The organism is Thermoflexus sp., from assembly GCF_025055495.1.
In the GTDB taxonomy this organism is placed as follows: domain Bacteria; phylum Chloroflexota; class Anaerolineae; order Thermoflexales; family Thermoflexaceae; genus Thermoflexus.
Map to the genome: position 1 here is coordinate 1 of NZ_JANWXB010000299.1, position 5,667 is coordinate 5,667.

Consider the following 5,667-nt stretch of genomic DNA (forward strand, 5'->3'; position numbering starts at 1 on the left):
GGCGATCGCTGGGCCTGGAGCGCCCAGACTGGCCCTGCCAGGGAGCCGATCACCTACCCGTTCTCTCTCGCGAACGTCCGCCCTGATCAACCGGCGCTCCTTACCCTCTGGCTGATCGGGTACACAAACACGCCCCATCGCTGGGCCGTCCGGGTGAACGGTGTCCCCATCGGGGAGGCCACGTGGAGCGGAAAAACAGCGATCACGGCCACCTTCCCCATTTCCAAAGGCATTCTTCAGGGGGGAACCAACGCGCTCTCCCTCCAGCCCTTGAACACCGAGGGCGGATGGCTGGACGCCTTCGAGATCCGCTACGCTCGCTCCGAGGCCCCGGAGGCGGACTTCCTCATGTTTGAGGGGGAGGGAACGCCCCATCGCTATGAACTGCCCGTGAGCAGCTCTGGCCCCTATATTGCCCTCGACATCACGGATCCTATGCGTCCCGTCCAACTGGTCGACGCCTCCGTGCAGGGAGGCCGGATCACCCTGACAGATCCGGCGGACGCGGGCGGGCGCCGCTACGCCCTCGCCCCCCTCCATGCCCTCCGCGTGCCTCTGCGGATCCGCCCGGCGGCGCCGTTGTTCCTGAGCCCGGAGGCGCCGTCCGGAGCGGACATAGTGATCATCACCCATCCGGATCTCGCCGGGGCGCTGAGCGCGCTCCGCGTTCTGCGGGAAAGCCAGGGCATGCGGGTGGCCGTGGCGAACGTCCTCGGGATCTACGACGCCTACGGGGACGGCCGGATGGATCCGGAGGCCATCCGCCGGTTCATCCGCGACCTCTACGTCCGCTGGAACCCCCGCCCGCTCTACGTCCTGTTGGTCGGCGATGGCACCTTCGATCCCAAGCGCTACCGTGCCAGCTCCCCGCCGACGTATATCCCTCCCTATCTGGCAGACGTAGACCCAAAGGGTGGGGAAACGGCAGCCGACAATCGCTACGTCGCCGTGGACGGCGAGGATAACGTTCCCGATCTCATCATCGGCCGCATCCCTGCCCGAACCCTTGACGAGACAGCTCGGGTGGTGACGAAGCTCCTCGCCTATGAGGGCAGTCCCTTCCCGGGGGGATGGAACGCGCGGGTGATCCTGGTCGCCGACGATGCAGACAGCGCGGGGGATTTCCACGTTCTCTCCGAGGCATCGGCCTCCTTCCTTACTGCGTCCTATACGCCGATCCGCCTCTACTGCGCCGGCACTTCGCCGATGAGCAGCGATTGCCCGGAGGAGGATGCCGGGAACATCCGGCGGCGGCTGTTCAGCGAGTGGGAGAATGGAGCGCTGATCGTCCAGTTCGCGGGCCACGCTTCATGGCAACAGTGGGCCTTAGAACGATTCCTCCATCTGGAGGATTTGCCGTCCCCGAGGAACGACCGACGCCTTCCCATCGTGCTGGGGATGACCTGTTTTACGGGATCCTTCCACCGGCCGGAGCCCACGCTGGACGAAGCGCTCCTGCTGCAGAGGGGAGGCGCGGTGGCGACCTGGGGCTCCACCGGTTTGGGGATCGCGCGTGGCCACGATCAGCTCAGCCAGGGCTTATTCCAGGCAATCTTCGAAGATCACGTTTTCACCATCGGTGAAGCGACAATGCAGGGGAAGCTCCAGCTACTCCAGAGCGGCCGGCATCTGGACTTGCTGGACACATTTGTCCTGCTGGGAGATCCGGCGACGCGCATCGACCGGACGATTCTCCCCTGGAGTTCCCGGATCTATCTGCCGCTCATCCTCCGATAGATCTGCACATCGGCAACCGCACGGATGAGTTCTACCGAATAGAGCGATAGGCCGATCTTCAAAAGAAGGCGGATGAGGCTGCCGAAGATGGCCCCCATCCGCCCTCAGTCCTGAATGAGAGGTTTGAAAGCCAGGAAGTCCCCGAACAGCAAGCCAAGGCCGGTTTCAATCGGCGACTTCTTCGGGTGAGGATGTGACAGGCGTGCGAGCCAGCACCGAAGACAGGCGGACGCCCGTAAGGGTCTCGATCACCACCGGAAGCTGAGCCAGGGCCTGGGCCATATCCCCGGTGAAGCGGCTGATCCCCGCGCCATGCCCATCCCCGATCAGGATGATCCGCTCCGTGCGGGAGAGGGGTTCCGCCAAGGCCTTCGCCAGCTCCGGCAGGATGTCCACCACCATCTGGGTGAGCGCCGCCTCGTTGTATTCCCGCCACGCCGCCGCCTTGGCGCGCATGGCCTCGGCCTCCGCCCGCCCGGTCGCCCGGATGTGCTCCGCACGGCCCATCGCCTCCGCTTCCAGCCGGTAGCGCTCCGCGTCGGCCAGCGACAGGATCCGGCGCTTCTCCGCCTCCGCCGGCAACTCGACGGTGGCGGCGAGCTCCCGCTGCTTGCGCTCGATCTCTTTCTCCTCGATTTCGATGGCCAGCTCCTTCTCCACGCGGCGGACGGCCATCTCCTCCCGCTTGACCGCCTGAGCCACTCGATGCCGGTGGAGCTCATATGTGAGGTCGGCCTCCGCCCGGCGGGCCTCCAGCTCCCGGCGCGCCTCCTCCACCGCTCGATCCGCCTCCAGACGGACAATCCGGGCGACGCGATCCGCCTCCGCCTCAGCGATCGCCGCCTGCTGACGGACCTGGGCGATCCGCGGCCGGCCGATGGCCTCCAGATAGCCCTGCTCATCCGCAATATGACGCACCGTTAAAGAAAGGATATCCAGGCCCATCCGCTCCAGGTCTTGGCGGGCGGCCTCCCGAACCTGTCGGGCGAACTCCGCCCGTCGGAGATAGAGATCTTCCACATTCATGGTGCCCAGGACGGCCCGTAGATGGCCCTCGATCACCTGCAGCGCTACTCGCCGGATGTCATCCTTCGAGCGAGACAGGAACTGCTCGGCGGCGACAGCAATCGAGGCTTCATCTCCCTTCACCTTCACTTGGGCCACCGCATCCACGATCATCCGCACGCCCTGGGCGGTGTAAGCGTCCGCGGTCTGGATCTCGATGGTGAGCAACTCCAGGGAGAGCCGCTGCACCCGCTCCAGGATCGGCCAGACGAAGGTGCCACCCCGCACCAGCCGATAGCCGACCACCCGCTTGCGGCCGTCCGGGTCGATCACCTTCCGTTTGCGGCCGGAGATAATCAGCACTTCATTGGGCCCCGCCTTCGTATACCGCCAGGCCCAGAGCGCAATCAGACCGGCAAGGATCAGCAGACCGATCAACAGACTTAGACCCAGCATCGGTTCCTCCTGATCGTGGGAATGAGTCTATAAGGCGGACAGCACAGCCGCTCGCCTCATAAGCTCCTCATGGCTTCGGCATGACCCGCAACGCCATAGGATCCCTCAAGCATCCCTCTTGAACTAACAGGCATCCCATCAGCTTTCGCAGGCTTTCCCGATCCGACGCCAGAACCCCCCGAGCCCACTCGCCGTCCCCATCCAGCATGACGAACCACTGCCCCCGATGGAGATAGATCGGCCAAGTCATCGGCTGTAGCCGTCCGTTCTGAGCGATGAATCCCCGCAACTGATAAGGGCTCTCGTGGGCAAACCCGCGGATCTCACGAACGAGGGGCTCTGTCACGTCGATCCGGCATCCCTCACAGATCCACGAATCCAATCCGGCGAGGAGAGCCTCCCACATGGCGTTGGAGGTCACACTGAGCCTGTGCTCCTCCAGGCCATGGGGGCAGATCAGAGATCCTCCTTCGGAAAAGACCGGGAGCCACAGGAGGCCCTTGAAGTCGGCCAGCACCGCCACGGGCGGGACCCAGGACATGGCTTGGGAGAGGCGATAGATCCTCACCGCCTCCGTTGGGCATCCCCAGAGATCCGCCAGGCGATGCCGCAATACGCCCAGCTCCCTGGCGGACAGGATCGGCCCTTCCGGCTCCACCACCTGCCATTCGTGGAACCGATACACGGGCGCCATGCGCAGGCCTGTGGGGATTGAGCAGCAAAAGCCGTAAACGGGAAGCTCCCCGGCGTAGGCCAGCCCTTCCAAGGCTTCCTCCACCATCTCCTTCAGGCCGTATGGCGCAGTATGCTGACAACGCAATCCGCCCACAATGGCGACATAGCGCTCCTGGAACGTCCCATTCAAACGAACCCGCTCCATCCCCACTGGAAGGGCGATCTCCCGGCCGTTCCACTCGCCCTCCAGCATGCCCCATGCTCCATTCCCATGTTCACGGGAGGCCATGGGCCGCAAGCGCAACGAAACGCCCACACGCTTCAGTGGATGGAGAGGGCGGGAAGGCGGTTCCCCGGCGATCGTCCCTGTAGTCTCCTCAACGGCCACGCCATCAGCGGAAACGACCTGATGCTGAGGGCGATGGAGGCGATGCGGCAAGATGACCCAGAGGAGCAGGAAGAACCCGAAACCGATCAGACCGCTTATCAGTTCCAGCGCAAACATCGGCCACCTCCTGATCTGGTTTCTCCCTGCGCTCCAAAACATTGACGGCGCAGGGAGAAGAGAGTGAGGGATGTTGAACCCGGATCGCCCAAGCCGATCGATTATGGAATTTCAAGCTGAAGCCGTCGGCCGCTGGGATAGGCTTCCGCCCCGTGCTCCGTCAGATCCAGCCCGATGCGTTCTTCCTCAGCGCTCACCCGCAGGCCGATGGTTTGCCGGATCACCCAGAACACCAGGAAACCGGTCCCCAGCGACCACGCGGTAACCACCACGATGCTGATCACCTGGGCCACCAACTGGGCCCATGCCCCTGCGATCAGGCCGGCCACGCCGCCATAGGTGCCGTCCGCGAAAAGACCCACGGCCAGCAATCCCCACAGCCCAGCGAATCCATGCACCGCCGAGGCGCCAACCACATCGTCCACTTTCAGAACCCGCTCCACGAAAGCGGCCCCGCCGATCATGACCAGCGCCGCGATCCCCCCGATGACCACTGCCGCCCAAGGCGCCACATAGGCGCACGGCGCGGTGATCCCCACCAGGCCGGCCAATGCCCCATTGCAGGCCATGGCCAGGTCCAGCCGGCCGGTCCGGAAAAAGCCGTAGTAGATGGCCACCACCGCGCCCGCTGCTCCCGCCAGGAAGGTGTTCACCGCGATCATCGCGATCCGCGGATCGGTAGCGGCCAAAGTGGACCCTGGATTGAATCCGAACCAGCCGAAGAACAGGATGAATGTTCCCAGGGCCACCAGGGTCAGGCTGTGGCCCGGGATTATGTTGGGAGTGCCATCCCGGTTGAATTTGCCGATGCGAGGGCCGACCATCGCCGCGCCGACCAGCGCGACGAAGCCACCGACCGCGTGGACGACCCCGGATCCCGCGAAGTCCTTGGCCCCGACTCCCTCCCCGAGGAACGGCAGATACGCGGAGAGATTCCCCAGCCAGCCTCCTCCCCACACCCAGTGGCCGTAGATGGGGTAGATCAGCGCGGAGACGAGGAAGCTATAAGCCAGGTAGGCAGTGGTCTTGGTCCGCTCTGCCATGGCTCCGGAGACGATGGTGGCCGCTGTGGCGGCGAAGACCATCTGGAAGAACCAGAGCATCGCGGTCTGATCGTCGTAGGCCGACCCGCTTAGGAAGAAACCGGAGAGGCCGATCCAGGGGGTGCCGTGCTCCAGGCCCGGTGCCAGCCCGGATCCGCCGAACATCAAAGCGAAGCCGAAGGCCCAGAAGGCCAGCCCCCCGATCAGAACATCCATGAGGTTCTTGGTCAGCACGGCCACCACATT

At 64.6% G+C, this 5,667-nt stretch carries 4 protein-coding genes; 1 reads left to right on the forward strand and 3 read right to left on the reverse strand.

All coding sequences use genetic code 11. The features are described from left to right. The coding region (locus NZM16_RS09455) for a C25 family cysteine peptidase (RefSeq protein ID WP_295480119.1) at nucleotides 1-1,737 on the forward strand (1,737 nt) is incomplete at its 5' end. Between the two features lie 165 nt (nucleotides 1,738-1,902). Here the strand turns inward: NZM16_RS09455 and NZM16_RS09460 are convergent. The 3 genes from NZM16_RS09460 to NZM16_RS09470 form a co-directional block, all read right to left on the reverse strand. Further along, a complete protein-coding gene (locus NZM16_RS09460; RefSeq protein WP_295480121.1) occupies nucleotides 1,903-3,198 on the reverse strand; it encodes a flotillin family protein in 1,296 nt (431 codons plus the stop codon). 67 nt (nucleotides 3,199-3,265) lie between these two features. Beyond that, the gene (locus tag NZM16_RS09465) at nucleotides 3,266-4,378 is read right to left on the reverse strand and encodes a hypothetical protein (protein ID WP_295480123.1); all 1,113 of its coding nucleotides are present in this window, start codon (nucleotides 4,376-4,378) and stop codon (nucleotides 3,266-3,268) included. Nucleotides 4,379-4,479: 101 nt separating this feature from the next. Next, a partial coding sequence (locus NZM16_RS09470) for an ammonium transporter (protein ID WP_295480125.1) occupies nucleotides 4,480-5,667 on the reverse strand: 1,188 nt, incomplete at its 5' end.

What these genes read in the sequence shown, in the direction of transcription:
- NZM16_RS09465 (WP_295480123.1), bottom strand. Translation starts at nt 4,378, where the DNA reads ATGTTTGCGCTGGAACTGATAAGCGGTCTGATCGGTTTCGGGTTCTTC.
- NZM16_RS09460 (WP_295480121.1), bottom strand. Translation starts at nt 3,198, where the DNA reads ATGCTGGGTCTAAGTCTGTTGATCGGTCTGCTGATCCTTGCCGGTCTG.